Annotated in this window: 19 protein-coding genes and 1 CRISPR repeat array; of the genes, 13 read left to right on the top strand and 6 right to left on the bottom strand. The window is 35.2% G+C overall.

The genetic code is table 11. From position 1 onward, the window contains the following. Positions 1–55 precede the first annotated feature (55 nt). The 3 genes from treR to EsVE80_RS00890 all read right to left on the bottom strand — a co-directional run bounded on the left by treR (position 56) and on the right by EsVE80_RS00890 (position 4,251). Positions 56–772 carry a trehalose operon repressor gene (gene treR / locus EsVE80_RS00880; RefSeq protein WP_173102047.1) on the bottom strand — a complete coding sequence of 239 codons (717 nt, stop codon included), beginning with the start codon at positions 770–772 and terminating at the stop codon, positions 56–58. Between the two features lie 113 nt (positions 773–885). After that, a complete protein-coding gene (pgmB, locus tag EsVE80_RS00885) occupies positions 886–1,536 on the bottom strand; it encodes a beta-phosphoglucomutase (RefSeq protein WP_173102048.1) in 651 nt (216 codons plus the stop codon). Between the two features lie 84 nt (positions 1,537–1,620). Further along, positions 1,621–4,251, bottom strand: a complete 2,631-nt coding sequence (locus tag EsVE80_RS00890; protein WP_173102049.1) for a glycoside hydrolase family 65 protein — start codon at positions 4,249–4,251, stop codon at positions 1,621–1,623. 317 nt (positions 4,252–4,568) lie between these two features. Between EsVE80_RS00890 and treP the strand changes: the two genes are divergently transcribed. Continuing rightward, positions 4,569–6,572, top strand: a complete 2,004-nt coding sequence (gene treP, locus EsVE80_RS00895; RefSeq protein WP_173102050.1) for a PTS system trehalose-specific EIIBC component — start codon at positions 4,569–4,571, stop codon at positions 6,570–6,572. A 72-nt stretch (positions 6,573–6,644) separates the two neighbouring features. Here the strand turns inward: treP and EsVE80_RS00900 are convergent, their stop codons facing one another. Together EsVE80_RS00900 and EsVE80_RS00905 are read right to left on the bottom strand one after the other, a co-directional pair. Continuing rightward, the gene (locus EsVE80_RS00900) at positions 6,645–7,979 is read right to left on the bottom strand and encodes a dihydrolipoyl dehydrogenase family protein (protein ID WP_173102051.1); all 1,335 of its coding nucleotides are present in this window, start codon (positions 7,977–7,979) and stop codon (positions 6,645–6,647) included. 164 nt (positions 7,980–8,143) lie between these two features. After that, entirely contained in the window at positions 8,144–8,551 is a 408-nt protein-coding gene (locus tag EsVE80_RS00905; RefSeq protein WP_173102052.1) for an Hsp20/alpha crystallin family protein, read from the bottom strand. Positions 8,552–8,780: 229 nt separating this feature from the next. Here EsVE80_RS00905 and ispE point away from each other — a divergent pair, with 229 nt between their 5' ends. The 11 genes from ispE to EsVE80_RS00960 all read left to right on the top strand — a co-directional run bounded on the left by ispE (position 8,781) and on the right by EsVE80_RS00960 (position 22,528). Continuing rightward, a complete protein-coding gene (ispE, locus tag EsVE80_RS00910) occupies positions 8,781–9,632 on the top strand; it encodes a 4-(cytidine 5'-diphospho)-2-C-methyl-D-erythritol kinase (RefSeq protein WP_173102053.1) in 852 nt (283 codons plus the stop codon). Between the two features lie 254 nt (positions 9,633–9,886). Further along, positions 9,887–10,648 (top strand): CRISPR-associated endoribonuclease Cas6, encoded by a 762-nt coding sequence (gene cas6 / locus EsVE80_RS00915; RefSeq protein WP_173102054.1) that lies wholly within the window; start codon positions 9,887–9,889, stop codon positions 10,646–10,648. Further along, positions 10,641–12,320 (top strand): type I-B CRISPR-associated protein Cas8b1/Cst1, encoded by a 1,680-nt coding sequence (gene cas8a1 / locus EsVE80_RS00920; RefSeq protein ID WP_173102055.1) that lies wholly within the window; start codon positions 10,641–10,643, stop codon positions 12,318–12,320. The genes cas6 and cas8a1 overlap by 8 nt, the downstream gene beginning before the upstream one ends. Continuing rightward, positions 12,313–13,200: a type I-B CRISPR-associated protein Cas7/Cst2/DevR gene (cas7i, locus tag EsVE80_RS00925; protein ID WP_173102056.1), complete on the top strand. Its 888-nt coding sequence runs from the start codon at positions 12,313–12,315 to the stop codon at positions 13,198–13,200. The genes cas8a1 and cas7i overlap by 8 nt, the downstream gene beginning before the upstream one ends. Further along, positions 13,187–13,951, top strand: a complete 765-nt coding sequence (cas5, locus tag EsVE80_RS00930) for a CRISPR-associated protein Cas5 (protein ID WP_173102057.1) — start codon at positions 13,187–13,189, stop codon at positions 13,949–13,951. The genes cas7i and cas5 overlap by 14 nt, the downstream gene beginning before the upstream one ends. Further along, positions 13,951–16,221 (top strand): CRISPR-associated helicase Cas3', encoded by a 2,271-nt coding sequence (cas3, locus tag EsVE80_RS00935; RefSeq protein ID WP_173102058.1) that lies wholly within the window; start codon positions 13,951–13,953, stop codon positions 16,219–16,221. The genes cas5 and cas3 overlap by 1 nt, the downstream gene beginning before the upstream one ends. 10 nt (positions 16,222–16,231) lie before the next feature. Then, a complete protein-coding gene (gene cas4, locus EsVE80_RS00940; protein WP_173102059.1) occupies positions 16,232–16,720 on the top strand; it encodes a CRISPR-associated protein Cas4 in 489 nt (162 codons plus the stop codon). Between the two features lie 11 nt (positions 16,721–16,731). Further along, positions 16,732–17,721, top strand: a complete 990-nt coding sequence (cas1b, locus tag EsVE80_RS00945; RefSeq protein WP_197745906.1) for a type I-B CRISPR-associated endonuclease Cas1b — start codon at positions 16,732–16,734, stop codon at positions 17,719–17,721. A 4-nt stretch (positions 17,722–17,725) separates the two neighbouring features. Next, on the top strand, positions 17,726–18,007 hold the full coding sequence (cas2, locus tag EsVE80_RS00950; protein WP_173102061.1) for a CRISPR-associated endonuclease Cas2: 282 nt from the start codon (positions 17,726–17,728) through the stop codon (positions 18,005–18,007). A gap of 191 nt (positions 18,008–18,198) precedes the next feature. After that, positions 18,199–20,466: a CRISPR direct-repeat array (repeat unit 30 nt; unit sequence GTACAAATCTAAAAATAGTGGAATGTAAAT). Between the two features lie 152 nt (positions 20,467–20,618). Continuing rightward, complete coding sequence (locus EsVE80_RS00955) at positions 20,619–21,191, top strand: LemA family protein (RefSeq protein ID WP_173102062.1); 573 nt, start codon at positions 20,619–20,621, stop codon at positions 21,189–21,191. 14 nt (positions 21,192–21,205) lie between these two features. After that, entirely contained in the window at positions 21,206–22,528 is a 1,323-nt protein-coding gene (locus EsVE80_RS00960) for a TPM domain-containing protein (RefSeq protein WP_173102063.1), read from the top strand. Positions 22,529–22,647: 119 nt separating this feature from the next. Here the strand turns inward: EsVE80_RS00960 and EsVE80_RS00965 are convergent, their stop codons facing one another. After that, a complete protein-coding gene (locus tag EsVE80_RS00965) occupies positions 22,648–23,655 on the bottom strand; it encodes an alpha/beta hydrolase (protein WP_173102064.1) in 1,008 nt (335 codons plus the stop codon). Between the two features lie 160 nt (positions 23,656–23,815). Between EsVE80_RS00965 and EsVE80_RS00970 the strand changes: the two genes are divergently transcribed. Then, the gene (locus EsVE80_RS00970; protein WP_173102065.1) at positions 23,816–24,532 is read left to right on the top strand and encodes a DUF2087 domain-containing protein; all 717 of its coding nucleotides are present in this window, start codon (positions 23,816–23,818) and stop codon (positions 24,530–24,532) included. Positions 24,533–24,562: the final 30 nt, after the last annotated feature.

The following is a 24,562-nucleotide window of genomic DNA, read 5'->3' on the forward strand; positions in this document are numbered from 1 at the left end:
TCAAAAAGCTGGTATAAAAGTTAGAAGAACTTTTATACCAGCTTTTTTAACTTGGTTATGCTTTTCGACGCCGAGCAAATTCTAAGAAACGAAATTTATCTAATTTGTGGATAGACTCGGTGTATTCAAAACAACGAGTATCTTCTAAAAAAACTAAGCTGCGAACAAAAACAGCGTATTGTTCTTCTGCGGATAATTCCATTAATTCGCGGATTTCTTTGTCGACTGGTTCTACGGTGATTTCTTTTTGCGCATATGCAATAACTAAGCCTAAATCATTTTCTAAGTAGTTATAAAGGGAATCTTCGGCCTTTTTGGTTGGCAATTCAGGAATAATGTCCATAGCCAGATAATCACGGTCTAAAATGGCTACTTCCCCTTCGATAATTCGCTTTCGCACGAGCTTCCAGGCTTCACTTGCTACTGGCCAGTCTGTTTTTTGGCTAAGATTAGGGGAAACTGCAACTTTTTTTAACTCGACTACTTTTGTTTGGTTCGGGATGTGTTGTGCTTCTTGTAGTTCTTTAAAGCTAGTTAAACCAGAAATAGGGAAATCAAAACGATTGATATCTAAAACGATAGAACCTTTGCCCTGTTTTTTTTGAATATAACCAGCATCTTTTAGTAAATTTAGTGCTTTACGAACAGTTTCCCGTGAGACATTATAGACTTTGATTAACTGATTTTCACTTGGCAACAATGATTGTGGGGGATATTCACCATTTAAAATTTTTTGTTCCAAGTCTAAAAAGATTTCCCGAAATTTATTCATGACGTCCCCTCCCAGTCCTCATTGTAAAAATCATTTGGATAAAAAGCAACTTCCTTTTTAAAATTGTTCGTATTTTGCAATCATCTATGTGAGAGTAATAAGAATATTCATCCTTATTTTTGTACTAGTTCATCTAGGTTCAGCTCTGTCAATTCATGACACGTCAGGTCAGCACCATGCAATGGTTCGCCAGACAGCACACCAACAGCAAACATTCCGCAGGCTTTAATACCGTCAATTCCGGCTTGGGCATCTTCAAAACCAACGGCTTCTTCTGGTTTAATGTTTAAAATTTCAGCCGCTTTAATGAATATTTCTGGATCAGGTTTGCCTTTGTGTAAGGTTGCAGGATCAACAATGCCAGCAAATTGATCTTTTACACCTAATTTTTCTAAAATAAAGGGAGCATTCTTAGAAGCAGATGCAATTGCACAAGGAATACCTTTTGCATTGGCTTCATCCAAAAATTCTTTAACGCCAGGTAGTAAGTCTTTTGGCGTTAAAGATTGTAACAATTCGACATAATGCGTATTTTTCTTTGCTGCTAAAGCTTCTTTTTGATCCAATGTAAAGTCGTTTTCTTTGCCGCCGTGGGCTAAAATACGGTCCAAAGAATCCATCCGGCTGATACCTTTTAATTGTTCATTGAATTTTAAATCTACGGTGACACCAATTTCTGCACCTAAATCGCGCCAAGCGATAAAGTGATATTTTGCTGTATCTGTAATAACACCGTCTAAATCAAAGATAAAACCTTTTTTCATAAATTTTCCTCATTTCTTTTTTTGTAAAAAGTTGCCAGCTACATAGCTAGTTTTTATAAGAGATAGCAGGCAACTTATATGTCATTATGAATATGCAATCGTTGTTTGAATCCCTTTTTCTAGTGTAACAGGCTTGCCACAAACATGAATGATAATTGTTTCATCAGCAGTGATAATAATTTCGTCGTGGGTTAATGCAATGTCAAAGTGGACGCCACGGATTTTTAGCTTATATGCCAGTGATTCCCAAGCTTTTGGTAAGTTCGGGGTTAAGTTTAAGACTTCTTGGCGAATATCTAAGCCTGCAAAAGTAGTCAATGGAATATAAAGTGTTGCAGCCATGACACCAGCGTGAATACCCTCGGCAGTTGTTCCTCCTTGAATATCCCGATAATCGGAATACAATGCTTCTTTATATAGTTGCCAAGCTAAATCTTGATCGTCCACCATCGCAGCTAGTTGTGCGTGAACAACCCGTGATAAGGTGGAGCCATGAGAGGTACGGGCTAAATAATAAGCTAAATTTTTTGTTACATAATCGTGGGGTAAATCATAGTTTAAGTCTTGTAAAATCTCGTCTACTTTTTGTTTGGGAAAATTATAGAAAATCATTAAACTATCGGCTTGTTTTGCTACTTTATATTCATCTGCAGAATGTCCTTCTGCGTTTAAAATACGATCCATGCGGTAAACATTACCGTATTTTTCTTTATAGTAGTCCCAGTCCAAGTCCTTTAAGTCAAAATAACCGTCAAATTGGGCAATAATACCTTCTTCGTTAATTTCTAAGGCTAATCTATTTTTGATATCGGCCATCCGCTGTAGTGTTTCTGATGTAATCGCTGTTTTTTCAAGCGTTGCGGCAAAATCTGTCGGTAAAATTTCTTGTAACCGTTGGATTTCTTCAAATAACCAAACAACCATCATGTTGGTATAGGCGTTGTTTTTCAAACCGCCTTGTTCAGAGTTGGGATAGCTTTCGTGAAATTCATCTGGTCCCATAACATGAGGGATAAAATAGCGTCTGGCCTCTTGGTCCCATTGAGCTGCACTTTCCCAAAAATGAGCAATTTCTAGCATCAATTCTAAACCGTATTGTTTCATAAAATTTTCGTCTTGTGCGTTGTTGAAATATTGCCAAATATTATACGCAATTGCCAAAGAAACGTGTCGTTGTAAGCGACTATGATCTTCTTTCCATTTACCACTAATTGGATTTAAGTGGAGTTCTTGAGATTGTTCGGTACCATCTAAGCCAGATTGCCAAGGAAACATAGCGCCTTTGTATCCTGCTTTTTTGGCATCGATTTTAGCAGCTTGTAGGCGACGGTATCGGTACAAAAGAATTTCTCGGGCAGTTTTTGGAAAGTGAATAATATAAAACGGTAAAATGAATAATTCGTCCCAGAAAATATGCCCACGGTAAGCTTCTCCGTGTAAACCTCGAGCGGTAATAGAGGCATCTAAGCCTTTGTTGCCGTTTGGTGAAGCAGAAGATAGAAGATGGTACGTATGAAGATTTAATAATTTTTGGCTCATTAAATCTCCAGTAACTGTAATCGCTGCTTTCTCCCATAAAATTTGCCATGCGTTAGCCGATTGCGCGGCACTTTTTTCAAAATCTGGGAGTGAAACTTTAGTCAAATCAATTACAAGAGGCAACTCATTTTGCCGCCGTTGTGCGATACTTACAGTTTTGTCTAAGTGATACCATGTATTTTTTGTTGCCGTAATAGTAATTTGTTGGCAAACGACTTTATCTGTAAGTGTATTTTTTAATTGTGTTAAATCAATATTATCGCTGAAAAGCTCAGAATATTGCGTAACGGTAATATTTGAATTTTTCGTTTTTGCGATTAAGAGTGCTTTGGTATGTTGTGCATCCAGTTTGACAATATCCAAGTGCTCTTTGGTCAAACTACGATAACGGGCAACATTATAGTTATATACAGCACCATCTGCTTCTGATCCAATCGTGATGTCGCCAGAAAAATTTAAGGGCATAAAAGCATAATGGATACTGTATTGTGAAGTATGTTCCATGTTAGCAATTTTTTTGACTAAGATCGCAATCTCTTTACCAGTTTTTGTCGTTACAATAGCATTAGCAGTAAATAAGCCAGATTTCATTTGAATTGTCCGAGTTAATTTTTTTATTTGATCTTTTTCAAAAACAATTCTTTCATTATCGACAATTAAATAAATTTTTTGCAAGTTCGGAGCATTTACAAAATCTTCGTTGTAGATTGTCTGATTCGATACGACAGAAGCAGCAGTGTTATAAAAGCTGGCTAAATAGGTGGCTGGGTAGTGAGCATCGCTAATTTCCATTTCCGGCATCGTTCCACGTAAGCCCATAAAGCCGTTCCCAACGGTTAAAAGGGATTCGACAGAATATTCATCTTTACCTGGACGATAGCCATGGTAAGTTACTTCCCATTTCAAGTCATAGGCAGCTTGAGCAAAATCGTCTGTGTTTAAAACAAAAGGCAAATTTAGATTTTCTGTTAACCACTGACTTAATTCAAAAATGCCATCCGGCTGATCGAGTAAAACTTCATCTCCTGAAATGATGCCGCCTGCAATGGAGTGTTTCTTTAGAATATCTGCTAATTGTTGCGCTTTTTCATTTTTAGTTCCTGTAACGTGGCTTTTTTTTGTTGGTAATTCTACTTGCCAAATTGGACCATCAGTATTTATTTTTGCTAAGTTCATAGAATTCCCCTTTCTGTTACTTGTCTATACATGTAATGCAATTATAAATCAAATTGATAACGATTTCAACTGGTAAGGGAAATATAAAAATATAATGATAATAATGAGTTAATTCAAAAAAATATAAAGTATGGTAAAACGTTGATATTTTTATGTGTGATAATATAGCATATTATATAAGGTAAACACTTTTTTTCAAATGAGAAAAATATGTTTTTTGTTAATAAAACGCTTGCAAAAAATTGGCGGTAAAGGTATGATGTTTTTAGTTGATGAACTTATATATACAAGTTTTAAAAATGAAAGGGGTTTTAACTATGGGGAAATTCCAACAAGATGCAGAAGAATTGTTGAAAGAATTAGGTGGTAAGGAAAATATTGCTGCTGTTACTCACTGTGTTACACGGATGCGCTTTGTTTTAAATGACGATAGTAAAGCAAACGTTTCTGCGATTGAAGATTTACCTAGCGTTAAAGGGACATTTACAAATGCTGGGCAATTTCAAGTTATTATTGGGAACGAAGTACCAGATTTTTACAATGACTTTTCGGCAGTATCGGGAATTGAAGGCGTTTCAAAAGAGGCAAGTAAAGCTGTTGCCAAGCAAAATCAAAATATCGCGCAACGATTAATCGGCGTTTTAGCAGAAATTTTTACACCATTATTACCTGCAATTATTGTTGGTGGTCTAATGTTGGGTTTTCGGAACTTTTTAGAAGGTGTGCCGTTAGATTGGCTAGGTGGTCAAACCATTACAGAATCTTCTGTTTTTTGGAATGGCGTCAACGGCTTTTTATGGTTACCTTGTGAAGCAATTTTTCATTTCTTGCCAGTTGGTATTACGTGGTCTATTACGCGTAAGATGGGAACAACACAAATTTTGGGTATTGTTTTAGGGATTACTTTGGTTTCACCGCAATTATTAAATGCATACGCTGTAAATGGAACTAGTGCTGCTGACATCGCGAAAAACTGGTCTTGGGATTTTGGTTTTTTCACCATTGAAAAAATCGGGTATCAAGCTCAAGTTATTCCGGCTATGTTGGCAGGGTTCATGTTGGTTTATTTAGAACGTTTCTTTAGAAAACACATTCCTGAAGCTGTTTCGATGATTTTTGTACCGCTATTTTCACTATTACCGACGATTTTAGCTGCACATATGATTCTAGGCCCAATTGGTTGGCAAATTGGTTCTGGCATTTCTTACGTGGTAAATGCTGGTTTATCTTCATCATTTAGTTGGTTGTTTAGTTTAGTATTTGGTGGTCTATATGCACCATTGGTTATTACCGGGTTACATCATACTACTTTGGCAATTGACTCACAGTTAGTAGCTGACTTTGGTTCGACCAATCTTTGGCCAATGATTATGCTATCAAATATTGCACAGGGAACAGCAGTATTAGCGATTTATTTTCAACATCGTGGCAACAAAAAAGAAGAACAAATTTCAGTTCCAGCAACAATTTCGGCTTATCTAGGTGTAACTGAACCAGCAATGTTTGGGATTAATTTGAAGTATGTTTATCCTTTTGTGGCTGCAATGGTTGGCTCTTCTGTTGGCGGTATGCTGATTACGATTACCAATACCCGCGCATTGGGGATTGGTGTTGGTGGTCTACCAGGTTTCTTATCTTTCAAAATTGAAAACTATCCAATGGTCTTTATCTCTATCCTTGTTACAATGGCGATTACTTTTGTTATGACATTTGTTCTTCGCAAAGTAAAAGTATTAAATAAATTAGAGCCAGAATTAGATGAAAGTGGTTTAGCTATGGCAACAGCTGGTGGCTCAGCTGTTAGTGTGACGCATTCAAATGAGGGAGCTAGCGTGTCTGACAATGCACCTGGCGTTGTTACAAAAGAAGAAATTTATGCACCTGTAGAAGGAGAAGTGATTGCAATTGGCCAAGTTTCTGATCCTGTTTTTTCACAAAAAATGATGGGAGACGGTTTTGCTGTTAAGCCAAAAGCGCAAGAAATTTATGCACCTGTTACGGGTAAAATCATGAGTATCTTTGAAACCAAACACGCGATTGGAATTAAGACGCCTGCTGGTGCTGAAGTGTTGGTGCATATGGGCTTAGATACAGTAGAATTGCAAGGCGCACCTTTTGAAGTGTTGGTTAAAGTTGGTGATACTGTTACGCCAGATACACTCTTGTCTTTGATGAATTTAGAAGAAGTATTAGACGCAGGTAAACAAACAGATGTTGTTGTTGCCTTTACGAATACGGAAAAAATCGCCGGCTTTACACTAAATCAAACTGGTGAAATTGCCCAACAAACCAAGATTGGTGAAGTTGAGGTAATCGGTTAATAAACAGAAAATAGTAACCCGGCGAAGATCTTTTCTTCGGGTTACTATTTTTATTGTATAAAAGATTTTTTACTAAATATACTTCATATAAGAATGGGCAATACTTGGGAAAATATAAATGAGTTCTTCTTGATCAGGTGCTTTAATTTTGGCCTGCATCATATCCAGTAAACCGTTCACGGTTTCTACCGCGTCATTTCCAATATTAGTTACTCCGACCAAGTAGCGCGCTTCGTCATAAATGAGAGTGAGCTTGTTAATTGTATCATTTCCGACTTGATGAAACCAATCTTTGTCGGCATAATCGATAGTGGTAATTGTATATTTTTGAGGATTTTGTGCAGCTTTTCTTGGGCTTACTCCAGCTGAAGCAATGCGTGGAGAAGTAAAGACGCATTGCGCAATTGGCGGATAGCGTATTGGTTGATTTGTCTTTCCTGTGAATAAACGAGCTAAATATTGGGATTCGTAAGCGGCCACAGGAGTAATTTTGGGTTGCTTTTTATCCAAAATGTCACCAGTAGCATAAACATCTGATAAATTAGTTTCTAAGTATTCGTTAACAGAAATTCCCTTAATAGGATCAAAGTTTAATCCTATGCCTTCAAAATTCATATGTTGCGTCTGAGGGACACGTCCGGTGGCGTCTAAAACATAATCAGTTGTATGTTGGTAACCTTCTTTTCCATGTAAAACGATGCCTTTTTCAGTTTTTTCTGCTGACTCTAAGACAATATTTTTTTGAAATTTTACTCCTCGTTGTTTCAGATCTGCGACAACTTCTTTGACAAAAGGCTGGTGAAAGTCTTTCAGAAGATCATTGCCCCGCAAAAGTACAGTTACATCACTACCAAAAGCGTTGGCGACAGTTGCAAATTCCATTGCAATGTAGCCACCGCCGATAAAAGTTATTTTCTCTGGCATTTCTTCCATCACAAGAAAGTCAGTACTGTCATGAAATAATTCACTACCCGGAATATTTAAGCGATGGGGTAAACAACCACTGGCAATGACAATTTTTTCTGCCGTGTAGTTTTTATCGGCAACTTCAATTGTATGCTTATCAATAAACCTACCGTGACCAATGATTGTTGTAACACCAGCGTTCTCTAGTTTTTGTTTGTTTCCTTCAGCTAAGCTATCAATCACTTCATGCTTGTGTGTCATTAAGTTTTGCCAATTTAAAGCAGGGAGACTATCAAAGCCACGACCATTTAACTGTTCTACTTGCCGTAAAATTTCGACTGGGCGGTCAAGAGTGATTTTGGCGTTACAACCACGATTAGTACATACACCGCCAAATAACCCTTCCTCAATCACACCAACCTTTAAGCCCTCTTTAGCCATCGGAATGGCACCGTTCCATGCCCCTTGTCCACTGCCTAAAAACAATACATCAAAATCCATTGAACCCCTCCTTTGTTTTAAGTTACTTTTACTTCATGAAAAATTAAAGAATGAAAGTTTTTCTATTTGTAGAAGTTATTTACTGGGAATAAAAAAGATATCGCTATATCACAATGCGATATCTTAAAAAAGGAAACCAACCTGTTTAAAGGCCAACTAAAAGTTTATTCTATTGGAATATCTTTGCCGTGAATTTCTTTAACAATTTTTTTCGGCAAATTTAAAGTTAGAACACCATTTTCAAAGGAAGCTTTGATATTTTCTTCAGCAATGTCTTTCATCGCAAAGCTACGTTCGTAAGTGCTGCTAGTACGTTCACGTCGTAAATAATGCCCCTCATCATCTTTTTCTTCGTTGTTCGTGGTGTGTTTGGCGCGAATTGTCAACGTATCGTTTGCATAAGTAACCTTGATATCTTCTTTGTTAATGCCAGGAAGATCCGCTTTTACTTCGTAATAACTGTCGAACTCTTTAATGTCAGTAGCTAAGGAACGATCTTGCCAGAAATTATTCATTAAGCGACCAATCATTTCTTCGCCATCTGAAAAACTACGGGGAAATAAGTCTGCCATTTTTTATCACACCTTTCTTTTACTACCTATATTGTAGGACCAACTTCATTTTTCTTCAAATATTTTGAACAGGGTTATAAATTTATCGTAAAAAGAAAAAATATTATTAAAATAGTGATTTCAAAGGTATTTTTCTTAAACTATACAATCATCTTCTGCTATGATAGAATACACAACGATTGTGGCAATTTTTGTGTAAATTGCCAAAAAGAGAAAGGTAGGTGGAAAGGTGGAGATCATTGAAAAAGCACCTGCGAAAATCAATTTAGGTTTAGACGTTTTGTATAAACGTGAAGACGGGTATCATGAATTGGAGATGGTGATGGCCAGTGTTGATTTAGCAGATCGGCTAACAATAGAAGAACTGCCAGAAGATCAAATCATCATTGAAACCAACAAAGCCTTTTTGCCAGTTGACAAGCGTAATAACGTTTACCAAGCGGCACAATTATTAAAAGAACGTTATGGTATAAAAAAAGGTGTGAAAATCGCGATTCAAAAACAAATTCCTGTCGCGGCAGGACTGGGTGGAGGCAGTAGTGATACTGCCGCCGCACTAAGAGGGATGAACCGACTTTGGAATTTAGGCCTTTCAACGGAAGAACTGATTGAAATTGGTGTGAAAATTGGTACGGATGTTCCTTATTGTTTATATGGCACAACTTCTTTTATAGGGGGAAAAGGAGAAGTTGTAGCTCCAATTAGACCAATTCCTTCGTGCTGGGTAGTTTTAGTAAAACCACGTATTAGTGTTTCTACGCGGACAGTTTTTCCGAAAGTAGATGTTGAGAAGATTCATCATCCTAATATTGCGGCATTAAAAGCAGCTGTGGCTGCAGGTGATTACAAGCAAATGGTGGCCAATATGGGCAATAGTTTGGAAGACATCACAATTGAACGACATCCGATTATTCAGCAGATTAAGGATCGTATGATGAAATACGGAGCAGATGTGGCTTTAATGAGTGGGAGTGGTCCGACTTGTTTTGCGCTATGTCAAAAACAGTCTCGTGCCCAACGGATATACAATGCGTTAAAAGGTTTTTGCGATGAAGTTTATTTGGTACGAACATTAAATTAATAAAAGAGTGAAAGTTTCAGTGAGCCGATCTTGCTGAAACTTTTTTATTTTTAATGATGAATAGAAAAAAACTGTCGAAATATCTGGTTAGCTTATAAAGAATCTTATTCCTTGTACTATCTACTGTTAGAATTTAGATTATAAATAACGAATTAATACTTTTATTTGGGGAATAAAAGATTTTGAGGTATCATTATCTTAACGAGTTCATTATGAATAATATCATAATCAAATAGAATAATGAGGTGAAAACGATGCGTTTTAAGATTAATTTGGAATTTGTTTCGCTTTTGGAAGATTCAACTATACCCATAAAATATCATAGTTATTTTCTTTCGTTATTGAAACGTGGTCTTGAGCAAGCAGCCCCGGAAGTTTATCACGAATTATATGAAACCAATCAACAAAAATTATTTTCGCAAGCTGTTTTTTTTAAAGCTGCAGTTTTTGAAAATGAGCGAATCTTATTAAAATCGCCTGATGTAACATATTTATTTTCTACTTCTCAAGCTGATTTAGCTATGGCTATCTACAATGGCTTTATTTATTTGAAAGAATTGAAAGCGCTATCTTTTTGTGGAGGGTTGAAAATTCAAGTAAAATCCATTGCACCCATTTATCAGGTACCAATTAGAGAGAACGAAGTGATTTTTCAAGCTGTTTCACCAATTTTAGCACGAGATCACAACCGAGAAACGCGAAAAGATTGGTTTTTGGATTTTAAAGATGAAAGATATCCTGCTGTTTTAAAACAAAATTTAAAAAATCGTCTCGAACCAGAATTAGGGCGCAGTGTCAATTTTGATATCGACAATTTAACAATCGAGCCTGTAAGGATGAAAAAGACAGTAACAAAAGCCTATGAAAAATATTATCAAGGGGGGATTGGTCAGATTAAATTGGTGGGAGAACCATATTTGTTGAATATCATCCGCGACGTGGGGCTGGGAAGTAAGACAGGCTTATACTTCGGATTTTTGAATCAAGTACAACAAGGTGGTGAAAAAAATGAGTGAATTAGCTGAAAATGACATCATCGAATTTCGCTTAAATTCTTGGCTAGAGAATGCAGCAATCTGTGGCTTAGTAAATATTTTAGGGGAAGATCATGTGACGATTAAAAATCAGAGTATTGAGGTTCCCTTATCAGAATTTGTAAATTTTGAAGAAGTATACTTCAACTATTTTGCGAAACAATATGAAAAATTATCCTCTTTTACGAAAATTCTCGCTTATGAAGCTGAAATGGCACGACAACAACAAGATAACTTTAGCCATTTTACAAGAAAAGATTATGATCGCTTACAAAAATATTTAACCGACTTGAAGCGATATGGCACGAGTAACAGTTATAAAGCAGTTTATCCCCTAATTGAATCTTCTGTTGATATTGAAGGACTGTTAAAAAGTATCAAGCTAGATAAGTTGAAAAAAAATGAACTTGAGCAAAATAGAGAACAAGTTGTTGAAAGGGTTAAAAAGTTATATGAACAATTAGATAAGGTTTACGTCTATTTTAAAAGAGCAGATGTGCAACGTTATTTACCTGCTAAAATTCAAATTTATTCCGTCATTAATAAAGGTTATAGCGATGTCTCTTTTTTAAATCGCCAAGAAAGTAAAGGAGATTTTTTTGAGAAATATCATCAATATTTTGTTTCTTCCATGATGAACTACTTAAATGAAGAACATAAAAAAGATAAATTGACTTGTTCAAATTGTCATCGGCCAATAAAAAAAGGAGATTTGTCGTACAGCTTCATAAATCAAGCTGGCTATGACGCAAATCGCAAGCAGAGTAACGCATGGGATTTTAACAATGATCTTTATATGTGTCCAATATGTCGGTTAATGTATACCTGTATTCCTGCAGGTTTTACGTATGTATATAATCAAGGATTGTTTGTGAACGACAATCATACCCTCCAATCTTTAATAGATGTTAATAAAGGGATTCGTCTAAATGTTTTAGAATTGAATAAGACAGATGTTCGATCCAAAAATACTTATGCGGCACTAATTCGAACCTTGCAAGATCAAATGAATCGCCAAAGCCGCAAAGAAATTCAAGATATTCAAGTAATTCGTTATGAAAATGAGCGCTATTACTTTAATTTATTGCCCAAACATATTTTACGAACAATCAATATGTCCAAAGAAAAATTACCGCAACTGTTTAATGCCGGCTTTACGTTAAATAGCGAATCACATTATTTATATCCAGAGGTAGTAGATTCTTTAATGAATAATACTAATCTATTTCGTTTAATTCATCAGATTTTACGCGTAAAAGCCACCGGTGGGCAAGTGTATACAAGTAGTAATCAAATCATGAAAATGATTGAAATTAATCAAAACTTTTTGAAGGAGTTGATTCAGATGACACCACTAGAACCACAAGAGTTAGAAAGAATACGACGGGATGGTTATTTTTTCAAAAAAGAATATGCAAATAAACGTAAAGGTGATTCTGTTGGATTACGGTTGTTGAATGCGTTAAAAGTCAATGATAGAAATGCTTTTATGGATATCTTGCTCAATAGTTATATGTATCTAAATAAGCAAGTCCCGCATTACTTTACGGAAGTTTTTTCTGATGATGAACATTACAAAACGATTGGTTATTGTTTTGTTACGGGGATGATTGGTGAAGCGCACAATGCAGAAGGAGGAAATGAAAATGAGTAAAGGATTAACACTAACAATGATTTTTTTAGCGGAAAGTGCCAATTATGGTGAGTCTTTAGGAAATGTAGCCTCTTTGAAAAAAATGACACGAGGTAAAGGTGAGCAGTACACTTATATTTCCCGGCAGGCGCTTCGTTATAATATCGTTGAACAATTAGGAGAGCCATTAGCCTCTTTAAGTGCTGAAGGTAGTGGGGCCAAACAAGTAATCCAATTTGACCAACATGCCACAATTGATAAATATCCAGAAGTAGATTTGTTTGGATATATGAAAACAGTCAAAGGAGATAACGCCTTAACTCGATCGGCTAAAGTCCGTTTATCAAATGCCATTTCATTAGAGACTTATAAAGGGGATACTGATTTTTTAACTAACATGGGCCTTGCGAAGCGTTTGCGAGAAAATGGTAATGAAAAAGCGATGAACTCTATCGCTCAATCCGAAATTCATCGTTCATTTTATCGCTATACCATCACAGCAGATTTAGATGAAATTGGCATTGACCATAATGGCGAAATTACGCTACCTAATGAAGAACGGAGTCGGCGCGTACAAAAATTATTGGATACTATTCAATATTTGTATCGCGATATTCGTGGTCGCAGAGAAAACTTGCAACCTTTATTTGTGGTTGGGGGCGTTTATGAACGCAAAAATCCTTTATTTGAAAATGTGGTTGATGTTAAACAAAATAAAATTGATGTAGACAAAATTGAAGGTGTTTTAACGGATAAAATTCGAAATGAAACATTAGTCGGTGTAGTAAAAGATGCCTTTGAGAATACTGCTGAAATCAATCAAGTTTTAGATGGTAAAAAAATCCCGCAAATTTTTGAAGAATTGAAACAGAAAGTAGCGGATTATTATGAAGGGAATTAAATTAATTATCCATCAAGACATGGTCAATTATCGTCGCCCAACTAGTTTCCAGCTGCGGGAAACGTATCCTTTACCACCGCTATCGACAGTAATTGGAATGGTCCACAATTTGTGTGGTTACCAACAATACGAACCAATGGATATCAGTGTTCAGGGGGATTACTTTTCTAAAACCAATGATTTATATACGCGATACGAATTTAAGAATGGAATGAAATTTGAAAAAGGCCGTCATCAACTAAAAGTTAATGAATTTGGCGTGAGTAGAGGAATTGGTTATACCGAATTGTTGGTGGATGTAAATCTAATCATACACATTATTCCTAAAGACCAGAGTAAAGTGAAAGAGATTTATCAGTTTCTCAAATATCCCGTAGAATTTCCCTCTTTGGGCCGCAGAGAAGATTTAGCAAATTTTGAAGAAGTGAAGATTGTTGAAATTCAAAAACAAGAATTATCAAATGAAAGAGATTTTAAAGATCAATGGCATGCTTATATCCCCATTAATTGGTTGACCGACGAAAAATTATCAATCGAAGGTGAAGGAACAGATCTTTCAGGAACGCGCTTTATTCTGCCTAAAGTATATGAATTATATAATCTGGGAACAGAAAAGAAACCAAAATACAAAAGAAACTGGATTGAAAGAGAAGAAGTTTTATATTCTGGTGACTTTATTATTTTTGAAGAAGAGATTGTACCAATTGACGAAGAAGGCGATATTGTGTTTTTGAATCTGGAGGAAGAATAATGGAATATTTAGCAAAATCTGCTGGAGAAACAATTATTCAACATACAGAAAATTTGTTGAAAAACTACGACCTTTTAAAAAAGTATTATCCGGAGATTCCAGTAAATTGGAGTCTCCTTCGTCTTATTTGTAAATATCATGATTTAGGAAAAATCAATGAATTATTTCAGCAAAAAATCAGGGAAGGTACGATGAAAAAAGAAGGGGAGATTCCCCATGCATTACTAAGCATTGCTTTGTTACCGGTAAAGGAATTAAAAAAAGTTTATGGTGTTGCTGACGTAAAAGCCATGACGTATGCCATTGCATTGCATCATGAACGTGACTTTTCTCAGCTTACGAAAGACCAATATGATAATGAGATAGCAAAGTTGCAGGTTCCAGCAAAACATTTTCCTTTTTCTGAGTTAGGTTTACCTTTCCCCAATGAAATTGCACGCCCTGATGCGCGCTTCTATCGATTTTTACATCGACCTAGTAGTAAAAATGATTATTTTAAATTATATGTCATGCTTAAGGGCTTACTTAATCGTATTGATTATGCAGCTAGTGGGAACTATCCGGTTGAGTATCCATCTAACTTTTTAAGTCATAATATGAGTCGGGTATTAAATGGCTGGAAGCAAAAATCTCCCACCGGCACAGCTGATTGGAACGAGATGCAAAAGTATGTTGAACACCATCAAAATGATAATTTGATTGTGATTGGCCAGACTGGATTAGGTAAAACAGAAGCGGGGCTACTATGGCTTGGTGATAACAAAGGATTTTTCACCTTACCTTTACGCGCAGCAATCAATGCTATTTATACACGAATTCGTGATGGTATTGCAGATAAAGCAAACTATCAACAACAAGTCGGGATTCTCCATTCTGATAGTTTAGCTGTTTTATTAGCAGAAGATAGTGAGAATGAGGTAGTTGAATTAGATCAGTTAGCGAATTACTTAAACGAAACACGCAGCTGGTCCTTACCGTTAACGGTCACAACTTTGGATCAGACCTTTGATTTTGTTTATCACTATGCAGGATTTGAGAAAAAGTTAGCAACTTTTGCTTATTCAAAAGTAGTGATTGATGAAATTCAAATGTATTCACCAGACTTATTGGCCTATTTATTAAAAGGATTGAAAGAAATTCAAGATTTTGGTGGTAAGTTTTTAGTGATGACAGCAACCCTGCCTACATACTTATTAGATTTGTTTCAATCACAAGGGCTAAAGTGGGAAATGAGTGAACAGCCGTTTCTTGATGAAGATTTATTAGAACGCCACTACTTACAGCTGATAAAAGATAATCTATCTGCAGAAATGGTCGCAAAATTGTATCAAAACGGCAAGCTTTTAGTTATTTGCAATACAGTCCGAAAAGCTAAGGAGATTTATCAAGAATTAAGCACACTTTTGCCTAAGGTAGAAATTCAATTAATTCACAGCCAATTTATTCGTAAAGATCGACAGCAAAAAGAACAGGAGATTATGAAATTTGCGCAATCAAATCAAGCAGGAATTTGGATTGCGACACAGGTTGTGGAGGCTTCACTGGATATCGATTTTGATTTATTAATCACAGAGTTATCAGAATTGAATGGCCTTTTTCAGCGGATGGGACGTTGCTATCGAAAACGTTCACTGGTAAATCGTAACAAACCAAACGTATATGTTTTTGATGGAGGAGATAATTTCACCAGCGGTATTAGTAAAAGTGAATATTCCATTGTTCATGACGAAATCTTTTCACTATCCAAAAAAGCTTTGCGCAATAGAGAAGACGGCATTTTAAACGAACATGAAAAGATGAGCCTAATTGCAGAAACTTATACTACAGAGGCATTAAAAGAGACGAGTTATTACCATGACATCACAACGATGTTAGCATGGCTGAGTGTAACTGAAAATGATGACAAAAGTGAAAAAGAAGTCAAACGACTTTTTCGAAACATCCAGTCACGAGCGATTATTCCACAAAAAATTTATGACAATTTTACGACAGAAATCAATGAATGCGTGAGAGTTTTAACCTTAAATTCAAAAGAAATTTCACAACAGTTTAAAGAAAATCCTAGCATTATTCGTCGCGTTTACCGCTCAAAATTAGATGACTATAAAATCTCTATTGCTGAATGGTTATTTATTAAGTGTATACGACAAAATCAAGTTCGATTCAAAGAAATCGGAAAATATGAGGGCTTTTATATAGTTGATGGCGAATACTCAGAAGATTATGGATTTGAAGCATTGCAAGGTGTAGCGGAAGATCGATTTTTTTAGGAGAATGACGATGAAAATTACTGGCAATATGATTAATTATTATTTTGTATGCTCACGGAAATTATGGTTGTTTTCGCAAGGCTTGCAATACGAGGAAGAAAACGAAAACGTTCAATTAGGTAAATTACTTGATACAAGTAGTTATAAAGGAAAACGTAAGCAAGTAATGTTGGATGGAATTATTAATATTGATTTTTTAGAGAAGTGGGAAATTTTACATGAAGTCAAAAAGTCACGAGCTATTGAGCCTGCTGCTATTTGGCAATTACGGTATTATTTGTACTATCTGCAAAAAAAGGACATTCCTGTAAAAAAAGGATATTTAGATTATCCAAAATTAAAAGAAAGAATTGAAGTAACTTTATCACAGGATGACATAATGGAATTGGAAGAAATTTTACAACACGTTCAGGAAATAATCGTCCAATCACAGTCACCAGAAATTGTAAAAAAGAAAATTTGTTCAAAATGCGCCTATTACGAATATTGTTTTATTTAGGAGGTGAGATATTGGAAAGTTATTACTTATATTCAAGCGGCACATTAATTCGAAAGGATAATGTCGTTCGTATGGAAACGGCAGATGGTCGCAAAAAAGATTTAAAGATTGAAATGACTAGGGACTTATATTTATTTGGGGAAGTAACGACAAATACAAAGTGTTTGAGCTATTTATCTGAAATGAAGATTCCAGTTCATTTTTTTAACTATTATGGTTACTATACTGGAACTTTTTATCCCAGAGAAAAAAATGTATCTGGAAAATTACTTGTGGAGCAGGTTAGTCATTCTGTAGAAGAGGAGAAACGAATTACTTTAGCACAAAAATTTGTTGAAGGTGCAACAGCGAATAATTTGCGCAATTTGCAGTATTATAGAAGAAGAGGAAAAGAAGTGGGTGGACAAATATCAAGTATCGAGGCTGTTAGAAAAAGGATTTATCGCACAACTGAAATCGATGAGTTAATGGGGATAGAAGGAAATATTCATCAGATTTATTATAGTGCTTGGGAAACAATATTGAACAATCAAGTTGAATTCAAAGCCAGAGTGCGAAGACCTCCTGATAATATGGTAAATTCTTTGCTTTCGTATCTTAATATGTTGACCTATAGTGCTTGTTTATCTGAAATTTACGTGAGTCAGTTAAATCCGACTATTAGTTATCTCCACAGTAATTCAGAGAGAAGGTTCTCACTGGCTTTAGATATTTCTGAAATTTTTAAACCGTTAATTGTAGATCGTTTGATTTTTTCTTTAATTAACAAAAAGATTATCAGTGAAAAAGACTTTGAAAAAGGGTCGATGGGAAATTACTTGAAGCAAAATGCTCAGCAAAAAGTGTTACGTCAGTTTGATGAACGACTAAATAAAACAATTAGACATCGAGAGCTCAAAAGAAATGTTTCTTATCGCAGACTAATGCGTTTGGAATGTTATAAATTAATTAAACATCTTATGCATGATAAGGACTATGAACCTTTTAGAATTTGGTGGTGAATCTATGTATATAATCTTAGTATATGATATTTCATTAGAAATGAATGGCGCGCGGGTATTAAATAGAGTCTTTAAAATTTGTAAAAAGTATTTAACCCATATTCAAAAATCTGTTTTTGAAGGAGAAATCACACCTGCAAAACTAAAAAAATTAGAACAAGAGTTAAAGGAATATGTACGAGATGATCTGGATTCTGTTTTAATATTTAAAAACTCCAATAAACGATGGTTAACAAAAGAGTATATTGGTATAGATAGTTCAGATGTTCTCTCTAATTTTTTTTGAATTTCTAATCAATCTGTCAATGGGGGATAATCGATAAATTCTGTAGTTATGACGACAGGTAGAGAATCCAATTCAAAAGTGAATTTCTAATATTATTTCTTGTTATTTTTGAAAAGGAAATCAATAAATTTTCTTGGGTAGACAGATAACTACTTTAGCACTCTTTTGATAACTTCAATTGAGCTTGCAGGGTACAAATCTAAAAATAGTGGAATGTAAATACTGTTATCTGGCGCTTGTGTTCTTGTGACAATATGTACAAATTTAAAAATAGTGGAATGTAAATACAGGAGGAATTAAAATGAAAGAAATCACATTGAGTACAAATCTAAAAATAGTGGAATGTAAATTACTTTTGCCAAAAATCATTTGTACTTGATTTATTAAGTACAAATCTAAAAATAGTGGAATGTAAATGCTTGCATCTGACTTCCACCATTGCTGACCCTCTTGTACAAATCTAAAAATAGTGGAATGTAAATAATAGATAAGGAGTGAAATTTATGTATACAAAAGTGTACAAATCTAAAAATAGTGGAATGTAAATATGTTTAGCGCAGGTATTTCAGAACCAAACAACACCGTACAAATCTAAAAATAGTGGAATGTAAATGACACAGCTAAGAAGATTCATGTATTGGATGGTACGGTACAAATCTAAAAATAGTGGAATGTAAATATCCAATCGCTACTTTTGTTATCTACGACGATACGGCGTACAAATCTAAAAATAGTGGAATGTAAATAAATTTTGAATGAAAATAATATAGACAAAATTAGGTACAAATCTAAAAATAGTGGAATGTAAATGACTACATCAGTTTTGACTGTCCGCATTGCTATGACGTACAAATCTAAAAATAGTGGAATGTAAATCAATTGAGGACTTGGAACAATTGGTGGACATTTTCTGTACAAATCTAAAAATAGTGGAATGTAAATGCGAATCGAGCGGAACGGACTGGGTCGAACTGGCGACGTACAAATCTAAAAATAGTGGAATGTAAATTCAGAACTGCGTGAGTTAAATCAATGGGGAATTTATGTACAAATCTAAAAATAGTGGAATGTAAATGACTGACGGACGAACTCAACACGTTAAATTTTTTGAGTACAAATCTAAAAATAGTGGAATGTAAATAAATACACAACAGCATGTGTTGCTGGGCTTGGTTTTGGTACAAATCTAAAAATAGTGGAATGTAAATATATTAACCTTGAGATTGCTATGAGTAGTAAAGACGGTACAAATCTAAAAATAGTGGAATGTAAATTTGCTATTCCTCCTTTAGCTTTCTGATCAGGGCTTTGTACAAATCTAAAAATAGTGGAATGTAAATCATTCTCGTAGTCGCCATTAATGTACAGCTTGTGCGTACAAATCTAAAAATAGTGGAATGTAAATTGCCTTAGACGAACTACGTTACGGCGTGAATTACTTGTACAAATCTAAAAATAGTGGAATGTAAATAAGAATCTCAAATGAGAGAGCTTCAAGAAATATACGTACAAATCTAAAAATAGTGGAATGTAAATAACGCTGACGGGGTTTTAGCAATGCAGATTGCTAACAGTACAAATCTAAAAATAGTGGAATGTAAATTCTGATCGCATGAAAACTATTTACGATTTCACTGTTGTACAAATCTAAAAATAGTGGAATGTAAATTGTCGTTTTAACCAATCTATCCCGTTGCCTGACACTGTACAAATCTAAAAATAGTGGAATGTAAATGATTGATAAAGGTAGTTAACGATAAAAGAACCGTCAGTACAAATCTAAAAATAGTGGAATGTAAATAAAGAATACGTGCAATGTAAAATTTTGTCGTTGTCGTACAAATCTAAAAATAGTGGAATGTAAATTTGTTCATGGAACGCTCACTTGTAACGCAAGGATTGGTACAAATCTAAAAATAGTGGAATGTAAATTATTTAGCTAAGTGGGGAATTAGTCGCGCGCAATTGTACAAATCTAAAAATAGTGTAATGTAAATTTGCTAGATTCCGTCATAGATGTTCCGACAAATAAGTACAAATCTAAAAATAGTGGAATGTAAATTATATTCAGAAAGTCGCTCTATTCTGTCTTCGTAGTCGTACAAATCTAAAAATAGTGGAATGTAAATGCAGGTAACGGCATTAAGTCAACAGCAATCACTTATCGTACAAATCTAAAAATAGTGGAATGTAAATGACATATTGTCCCAGCGTTGACCGTTGTAAGTCAGGTACAAATCTAAAAATAGTGGAATGTAAATCTCTATGATTATGGTATGAGTGATAGCAACCCACGGTACAAATCTAAAAATAGTGGAATGTAAATACGAAGAATAAAACAGTCTACTCAAATTATCGAATTGTACAAATCTAAAAATAGTGGAATGTAAATAATGGGGAGCGTCAGATGCAGTTAAACATGTGATAACGTACAAATCTAAAAATAGTGGAATACCTTCAGATAAACTTATTTTTCTTTTTATAAAACTTATGCTCGACTAAGAAAAATCAGACTTAAGTACGAGGCAGCCCTAAGTCTTAATGGTACAATAAGCTAAAGCCACTAGCGGATGGGAACCGCACTTTTAAGTGGTAGAAAAGGGGAAATGAAATGAAAAAAAGTACAGTAACAGTTATTGGTGTCATCGGAATCATTGTCATCGGAATTGTCGGCTACTTTATTGCTACTTATAATAGTTTAGCCAGTGCCGAAAACAGTGTCGATGCGAAATGGTCGCAAGTAGAAAACGTGATGCAACGTAGAGCAGATTTAATTCCTAATCTAGTGAATAGTGTTAAGGGCAGTATGAAGCATGAGACCGAAATTTTTTCAGCGATTACAGAAGCCCGCAAAGAATACAATCAAGCTTCTACGCCAGAAGAAAAAGTTGCTGCTGACAATAAAATCGATCAAAGTGTCGGTACAATGGTGAGTGTAATTAAAGAAAGCTATCCGCAACTAGCCTCTAATGAAAACGTAAAGACGTTAATGACACAACTGGAAGGTACCGAAAATCGCATTGCTGTTGAGCGTCGCAATTACATTACAGAAGTCCAAAGCTACAATCAAAATTTAGTTCGTTTTCCTAAAAATCTCGTAGCGAAAATGCTTGGTTTTGAAAAGAAAGCTAACTTTAAAGCTGAACCTGGGGCTGAAAAAGTTCCAGATGTAAGTTTTGAGTAAAGGTGGTGGGGCAGATGAATAAACAACGCCCGGCCAGTTCAACTATTCAAACAGATCAAAAAATTCGCGATTTTTATCAAATTGTGGTTAAACGTAATCGTATACTACGCATGATCCTTTTTGTTATTGTATTACTTTTTGGTGTCGGATTAGTTGGTTCTATTTTAGACGATCATACGTTTGTCGAAAAAAAGCTACACTATGACACGCAATTACAAGAGTTACAAATACAACGAGAAGATATTCTATCTGGCAAAATTCAACCGTCACAAAAATCTTTTGATGAAGTATTAAAAGACAATATGGATCAGTTGGGTGATTATCCTAGCCAAGCAGATAATTACCAAGTCGCAATCAAAGACAGTAATAGCAAAATTACGATTAACAAAAATAATATCTTTGTCTCTGATAATGCAAAAATTATCAATGCTGCAACAAAAAAGAAAATTTATAACTTGAATAAGCAATTGGCGGCGAGTACAGATGGTGCACAGCTGGAAGTTGTCACAGTCAATGCGTTACCAAGTGGTGAAGATATTGAATCTTATGCCAATAAAATTTTTAATCAGTTGGGAATTGGTGATAAAACGCAAAACAATGGGGTATTATACCTTATCGCCTTAGAAGACCGTAAGTTTCGGCTAGAGGTCGGTTATGGTCTGGAGGGGTTAATCCCAGATGCGACAGCAGAGGATATTATTAACAATGATGATGTAGTAGATTTATTTAAAGATGAAAACTACAGTAAAGCGATTAGTCAAGTTGTAGAGGAAGTCTTTAGTTTGATGAATACGAAAACAGCTTTAGTAGACTCACAAATAGCACAAGTCACAGCCCAAAAAAGAAATCTGAATTTATTTTATTGGGGGTTGCGAGTTTTCTTTGTAGGAATGATGCTTATCGCGATTATCGTGATAATTAGTTTAAGTAGGGGGCGTCGTTACTTAAAAGAAATTTATCAAAAATACCAAGTAACCAGTAAGCAATTACCTCAGATGTTTACGGATGAAAAAAGTGCCAACACTACATTAAAGCAAACAGAATTGTATTATGTTATGTTAAGCGGCTTATTTTTAGCAGCAACGGTAAATGGTGTAAAGAAAGCTATAATCCAAGGAAGATTGTTAAAACAACCTAATGCAAAGAAAATGGGTATGGGTCGTGTTTTAATTGGCGATACCTTATACGGAGGTTATGGACAAGTTTTGACATACAGCTATTTATCTTCCAATTACAATTCAGCAAATCATAATTCTTCTAGTGGCGGTAGTGGTGGCTCATGGGGATCATTTGGTGGTGGTTCTTCCGGTGGTGGCGGAGCCTCTGGCGGTTGGTAAATAAAAAAGACGAAAAATTTTTCTTAAACAGTGGAAATAAAACACAGTTTAATAAAAAATTTTCGTCTTTTTTTATTTTGAGGCCTCCTTATTTCTGATAGCAAGTGGCGCGAAATTTTTTACTTGGTCAAATACTGGTTTAAAAAAGTAAGTGTTTGTTGATAGCAAAGTTGTGCTTCTTTTGTTGTGTAGTCGAATTGATATTCATGATTGATTTTTTTTGAAGTAGCAAAAAATAAGCCTGTTACAGGAATATTCATTTTTTGTAGACGATTTTGCAGCGCTTTTCCTTGGATATCAAAAGAGGCTGTATTGCCATCGGTAATATAGGTTGGCGGAAAATCTGGTGTGACTGCATGAACAATACTTGCTTGTTTTAGTTCCGCACTATCTTGCCAGTTTTTGGACCCGATTAAAGACCAAGCTACGGTATGAACAAAAAATTTCATAAAGGCGCTGTCCGAATGTTGTGCCTTCATTTGAATTAAGTTGACTGGCCCGCAATAGGAGAGGACGCCTTTAATTGTTTTTGGTTCCAATTGCCTTGCAAAATCCATCTGGTGTGCATATTTTTTATTTGTTTGTAAAGCAACGTACTGCAAAGCAATTTGCGCGCCTGCGCTATCACCACCAAAAAATAGTTGTTGTAAATCTAAATTTTTTGGCTTTTCTTTTTGTAATGTGGTGATTAACTCGGCCACTTGCGTAACTTGATTGGGGTATTTTGATGCGGGAGCTTCTTGATAGTTCATTGCAATTACTGCTACCTGACTATTAGCGGCAATTTTAGTGGCAAATTCTTTAACCCCTAATTTATCACCACCCACATACCCACCGCCATGAACCCAAATCATAACAGGAACTTTTTTTGTGGTATTTTTGGGGCGATACAAATCATAAGTATGCTTTTGAAATTTTGAGGAATAATTTAAATCTTTGTTTACAGTAATTTTACGCGCATCTTCTTTGAATGCAGTTTTATCGGTCATTTCCACAGGGGCATTAAAGAGATGGCCAATTACCATTGCACCAGGGCGAGGGGAAATATTAAATGCAATCAGTAGAAGTAAAATGAAAATAATAATCCCGCTTAGAATAAATAATAGTACTTTTTTTAATCGCTTCATGTTCAACCTGCCTTATTTTTTTGCTGTTTTATTATAACATGAAAAAATTTTTTCTTTTTTTAGGAAATAATTAAGAATGGTTGTTCTTTTATTTTTGCAAACGTTACGTAAATATGTTAGTGTATATGCAAACGTAAATAGAAAAAAGGAGGTGGATGGAATGACAACAAAGGAAATGATGCAAGATTATATGCGAGGATTTCATCAACAGGGGGAAAAATACTATTGCTTATATTGCAAAGAACAAACAGAAATTGGCTGTATTTATCCTGATGAAGAAAAATTTTTTACAGCAGAAAAATTTATGCAAAGACACATAGAAGCTGTGCACGAGGGACCGTTGATGGCATTACTCCAGTTACCCAAAGAGACAACAGGAATTAGTGAAACGCAACAGGAGATTATAACTTTGTTTGCACGAAAGATTGACGATAAATTTATCGCACAGCGCTTGGGAGTAACTGCTTCTGCTGTACGCAACCATCGTTTTAAGTTAAAAGAAAAACAAAAACAAGCACAAGTGTTTCTTAGTATAATGGCTTTGCTCGCAGAACCTGAAGTTATTTTGCCCCACAGCAATGCAAAAATGTTAGATGATCGCTACAATATTACCCCTGAGGAACAACAAAAAGTGTTAACAACCTATCGCGATGAAAAGGGATTTATTAAAACGTTCCCGGCAAAAGAAAAACGAAAGTTGATTTTGTTAGCAGATATTGTTCGTCACTTTGAATTTGACAAAAATTATCACGAGTCTGCCTTAAATGCCATTTTAAAACAATATGTCGCAGATTTTGTTACGGTTCGACGCTATTTGATCGAATACGGCTTTATGCAACGGACAAAAGACGGTAGTAGTTATTGGCGAGAAAAATAAAGCATATCCTTGGTGTTTAAAACAATTCAT

This window comes from Enterococcus saigonensis (assembly GCF_011397115.1).
Lineage (GTDB): Bacteria > Bacillota > Bacilli > Lactobacillales > Enterococcaceae > Enterococcus_C > Enterococcus_C saigonensis.

Excerpts from the sequence above, each read along its gene's own strand:
- EsVE80_RS00900 (WP_173102051.1), bottom strand. The coding sequence starts at position 7,979 with ATGGATTTTGATGTATTGTTTTTAGGCAGTGGACAAGGGGCATGGAAC.
- pgmB (WP_173102048.1), bottom strand. The coding sequence starts at position 1,536 with ATGAAAAAAGGTTTTATCTTTGATTTAGACGGTGTTATTACAGATACA.
- cas7i (WP_173102056.1), top strand. The coding sequence starts at position 12,313 with ATGAGTAAAGGATTAACACTAACAATGATTTTTTTAGCGGAAAGTGCC.
- EsVE80_RS00960 (WP_173102063.1), top strand. The coding sequence starts at position 21,206 with ATGAATAAACAACGCCCGGCCAGTTCAACTATTCAAACAGATCAAAAA.
- cas5 (WP_173102057.1), top strand. The coding sequence starts at position 13,187 with ATGAAGGGAATTAAATTAATTATCCATCAAGACATGGTCAATTATCGT.
- EsVE80_RS00905 (WP_173102052.1), bottom strand. The coding sequence starts at position 8,551 with ATGGCAGACTTATTTCCCCGTAGTTTTTCAGATGGCGAAGAAATGATT.
- cas4 (WP_173102059.1), top strand. The coding sequence starts at position 16,232 with ATGAAAATTACTGGCAATATGATTAATTATTATTTTGTATGCTCACGG.
- treR (WP_173102047.1), bottom strand. The coding sequence starts at position 772 with ATGAATAAATTTCGGGAAATCTTTTTAGACTTGGAACAAAAAATTTTA.
- EsVE80_RS00890 (WP_173102049.1), bottom strand. The coding sequence starts at position 4,251 with ATGAACTTAGCAAAAATAAATACTGATGGTCCAATTTGGCAAGTAGAA.
- EsVE80_RS00955 (WP_173102062.1), top strand. The coding sequence starts at position 20,619 with ATGAAAAAAAGTACAGTAACAGTTATTGGTGTCATCGGAATCATTGTC.
- treP (WP_173102050.1), top strand. The coding sequence starts at position 4,569 with ATGGGGAAATTCCAACAAGATGCAGAAGAATTGTTGAAAGAATTAGGT.
- EsVE80_RS00970 (WP_173102065.1), top strand. The coding sequence starts at position 23,816 with ATGACAACAAAGGAAATGATGCAAGATTATATGCGAGGATTTCATCAA.
- cas3 (WP_173102058.1), top strand. The coding sequence starts at position 13,951 with ATGGAATATTTAGCAAAATCTGCTGGAGAAACAATTATTCAACATACA.
- EsVE80_RS00965 (WP_173102064.1), bottom strand. The coding sequence starts at position 23,655 with ATGAAGCGATTAAAAAAAGTACTATTATTTATTCTAAGCGGGATTATT.
- cas2 (WP_173102061.1), top strand. The coding sequence starts at position 17,726 with ATGTATATAATCTTAGTATATGATATTTCATTAGAAATGAATGGCGCG.
- cas6 (WP_173102054.1), top strand. The coding sequence starts at position 9,887 with ATGCGTTTTAAGATTAATTTGGAATTTGTTTCGCTTTTGGAAGATTCA.
- cas8a1 (WP_173102055.1), top strand. The coding sequence starts at position 10,641 with ATGAGTGAATTAGCTGAAAATGACATCATCGAATTTCGCTTAAATTCT.